This is a genomic window from uncultured Paracoccus sp. (assembly GCF_947496875.1).
GTDB lineage: Bacteria > Pseudomonadota > Alphaproteobacteria > Rhodobacterales > Rhodobacteraceae > Paracoccus.
The window spans coordinates 1-3,548 of the sequence record NZ_CANMEH010000054.1 but is presented as its reverse complement, the minus strand read 5'-3'; the positions used below and the strand labels follow the sequence as shown (position 1 = coordinate 3,548).

5 protein-coding genes are annotated in these 3,548 nt (G+C 63.3%); all 5 read right to left on the bottom strand.

Features of this window, described 5'->3' with window-relative positions; all coding sequences use genetic code 11:
• Positions 1 to 461 precede the first annotated feature (461 nt).
• Positions 462 to 743: a hypothetical protein gene (locus Q0938_RS18950; RefSeq protein ID WP_299365639.1), complete on the bottom strand. Its 282-nt coding sequence runs from the start codon at positions 741 to 743 to the stop codon at positions 462 to 464.
• A 127-nt stretch (positions 744 to 870) separates the two neighbouring features.
• Entirely contained in the window at positions 871 to 1,455 is a 585-nt protein-coding gene (locus Q0938_RS18945) for a ferric reductase-like transmembrane domain-containing protein (protein WP_299365637.1), read from the bottom strand.
• 37 nt (positions 1,456 to 1,492) lie between these two features.
• Positions 1,493 to 1,981 (bottom strand): twin-arginine translocation pathway signal, encoded by a 489-nt coding sequence (locus Q0938_RS18940; RefSeq protein ID WP_299365635.1) that lies wholly within the window; start codon positions 1,979 to 1,981, stop codon positions 1,493 to 1,495.
• Positions 1,982 to 2,275: 294 nt separating this feature from the next.
• A complete protein-coding gene (locus tag Q0938_RS18935; RefSeq protein ID WP_299365633.1) occupies positions 2,276 to 2,884 on the bottom strand; it encodes a pyridoxamine 5'-phosphate oxidase family protein in 609 nt (202 codons plus the stop codon).
• Between the two features lie 391 nt (positions 2,885 to 3,275).
• Positions 3,276 to 3,548 (bottom strand): hypothetical protein (locus Q0938_RS18930; protein ID WP_299365631.1); only part of this gene is annotated, 273 nt, incomplete at its 5' end.

Sequence of the window (3,548 nt, the reverse complement as noted above, 5' to 3'; positions counted from 1 at the left end):
GCATCACAACGAAAGCCGCCTGATCATGCCCTCAGGCCATCCGGGAAATTACACCAGCTTGACGGACGTGACCCTCTGTCGAGGAGCTGCCGTCGAGGTCGAACATCAGGTTCGCCGTCATGTCGTCCTCGGATCAGGGGCACAGGAGGCCAAGCCGGGCTGCGGGACCAGGCGCAGCCAAATGCTCGCTGGTGGTTTAGTAATTGACGTCAGTCAGTTTGAGCCCCCGTCGGGGGACCCCGCAGGACGCAGTGCCCGCACAGCCGCCAGTAAAGTTAACGGGGGTGTCAGTTACGCACGCTGATGAGCGGACAGTTCCGTGGTGGCCCGGTCGGTCCGGGCGCGTCGGGCGCCGTTACCGATGTTGGCATGCTGTCGCCGGCAGCAGACGAGAAGCGCCATAAGACGATTTGCTTCGTGCGCAGAGCAGATCACTCGGTTTGCCGAAACCCGCTCTTTTTCTACCTCTCCGACGTCGCGACGGCGTTGCGGCAGTGATCATCGCCCTCCGGATCGACCGAAGCTTCACGCTCGATGCCGATGCCCATGCGCATCTGAAAAGCGGACAGCAGCAGTTCGGCAAAGAGATGGTGTTGACGTAACTCTTTAGTGAGCACGACGGCTTGGTCCGGAAGGTAGACCGACACGACATGCGGATACGCGCTGAACTTCCGACCGCAGCCGAGTTCGCCCCGATCGTCCGGCTGTGCAGCCTGTGTGTTCCGCCGGGCGATCCTGAACATGGGCCATGAATTCGCTGAGCAGATCATGAAGCCTTCCTGTCTTCAGGGAAAGGTAAGATGTCCTCAGGTGCAATGAAGGCGCCTACCGCGTCATCCAGCGGAGGCACACAAGCCCATTCACGTGCTTCTAACGCGGTCGCCTCGGCGCACCGCCCTTGTCAGCAATCACCTTCGCGGTTGCGGCGAGAACAACCACACAGAGCGCGGCTTTCGACATCGTTTCCATCGTTCCCTGGATTAGCATCGCATGCATCACGCTTCCCAGCACGATGACCGCGGCAAGGGCCGTGTGGGCCCGTCGCCACGCCAGTGGACGCAGGCGGAAACGGCGGCGGAGTGCAGCCAGGAGCGCGGAGGCGAACACGGCCCACATGGCGGTGACGCCCCATACCGAGAACGGCGTCGGCGACGCAAGAAGAAGCGCGTCGATCACGTCCGGCGGGCTGGTGATCCAAAGGGCCGCGATGTGGATCACAACTGCCATGACCAAAACCCCTCCGGTCCAGCGATGGACACGACGTCCTCGCACGCCAGAGAGGCCCGGCAGGAGCCCTCCCGCGAGCAGGGGCTGGACCAGCAGGAGCGACATCGCAACGATCCCCGCGAACCCTCCCAGGATGTAGACAGCGTCGCGGTAGCCGAGCAGTGGGCTTGTCGCGGCAGCGGCGATCGGCACGGCGATGAACGTGGCGATAGCCGCCCAGACAAGCATGTCGCGGGCGCTGGGGGATCCGTTCGGACCCACCGGATCAGACCGGCTGAAGGACGAAATCCGCGCTGAGGCTGGTGTCCCGTGCGCTCGCCATGACCGGACGAAGGAAGACGGTTTCGAAATCCTCGTCGTCATAGGCAAGATGGCCATGAGGCTGCCCGAACGCCGGGACGATCTGCGGCATTTCGAGTCGAAAGGCTCCGTTCGCGTCCGTCAGCGTGGCCCCGTGGCTCTGCGGGTCGCGTTCCGAGCCCTCCGTCGTGTGCGCCCAGATCTGGATCCGTTGGCCTGCAAGCGGCGCTCCATCGCCCGCGCGACGCACGGTGCCGGTCATCCAGAACCCCCCGCCGCCGATCCGATCCACGATCGGCGCGCCGGGGCGGTAATTGTTGGCCCCGCCCCGCATCGTGGGGGTCGCCACAAGCCCTTGCGCGCGGACCGGCATGAGGAGGCCGAAGAGTCCAACCGCCGCGACTGCGCCAGCAGCGCGAAGCAGGGTTCGGCGTGTCGTGAAACCGTGCGTCATGGAGATGTCTCCCACCGGCAACCGAGTTCCTGCGCCAGTCATGGCGTGGTGCCTACTTCCAACGATAGCCTTTCTGCGACGAAATCGGACCATGTGACGGAGGCGGAACCCTCGCTCCATGCTCAAGACTGCGTGATTTGGCAGCTCTGTCCGACGGGCAAACGCATCTTCGGCCCACTGCAGCCATTCGGCACAGTGGCTGCTGCGGAATGCCTATACTGGCCGTTCATGCCTGCTGCAGCACTGCATGTGGGTAGGCGCGGACGTTGCCGTCGCTGGCCTGATCTCACTGGCTCACCACATGCTCCGTGCAGCACGCTCGGGCCATTCCGCGTCGTAGCTTTCGCCGTCGAAAGTACCTGAAGTGATCTCCTTGAGCATGTCGCCAACGCTCGGCAAATCGGCGGCGCTGGCCACGTCCGACCAGAGTTGCGAGCGGATCAGGGCACGAGCGCATTGCGAATAGACCTCGTGAATATCGATCCGGATAACCGAACGGGGCAGCTTGCCGTGCCGCTCGAATGACCTGCGAATGTCCGGATCAGCGGTTACCCTGGCGCGGCCATTGACCCGCATGGCGATGTTCGATCCGGGCACAAGAAACATGAGGCTGACCCGACCATCCCGGACGATGTTGCGAAGCGAGTCGATCCGCTCATTCCCTTTCCAGTCCGGCAGCAACAGCGTCCGCTCGTCCTGGACCGCGACGACCGGCCCCTCGTCGCCACGCAGGCTTCCATCCGTTCCTTCGGGTCCCACTGTCGTCAGCACACAAAAACGAGCTCGTTGGACATGGCTGCGATACGCAGGGGTCAGGAAGTTGGTAACCTTGACCTGCGAGGTCTCACCGGGATTTCCATAATGGCTGTGCAGTTCGTCCAGCGTCTCGATCCAGTTCGGCAATGGTGATACTCCCCTCGAAACTGTAGCTCAGCAGGCGCCGCGCGGCTTCCCCGCGTCATCCTGAGATCAACCTCCGCGGCTGCGGCCCAACGGTTATCAGGCATGGTTGGTTGATGCGTTATCCGGGCGCCGATGGTATCCTGTGCCCGTGGGCTCTGCGAGATGTTGGGAAGGCGTACAGCGATGATGAGCGCGTACAGTGATCTTGGGAATGCCCCACCGGCTGGGGCCGACGCCGGAGCCCGGGAGGTTGCGACAAGCGTCATCTTCATGGTGCCTGACGGATTTGGGGACATGGCTGCGGACGCTGGGCGCAGCATCGGCGTTCAGCATCGCAACTGAAAGCTGATCGACGTGAGGGTTGATGCCCGGCTACCACGCGCAAGTCGCATCAAGTACTGGACCTGCCGACGCCTGCCGCCACTGCTCTCTCGACCAAGAACTCGGCATGGTCGGGATCCACGAAGGGCAAGTCGTAGAAGTGCCGGGCGGGAAGTTCGATGCTCCGGATCACGCGCTCGAACTCCCCGGACTTTGAGATGGCGTCCTCTCGCGCGGCGGCGGCTGCATAGACGAGCGCGTTCCACGAACCGGCAAAGAGAGAAAACACATGACCACGCGTCGGCAAATGCTCGCCATGTCCGCTTCGGCCCTCGCGGCGAGC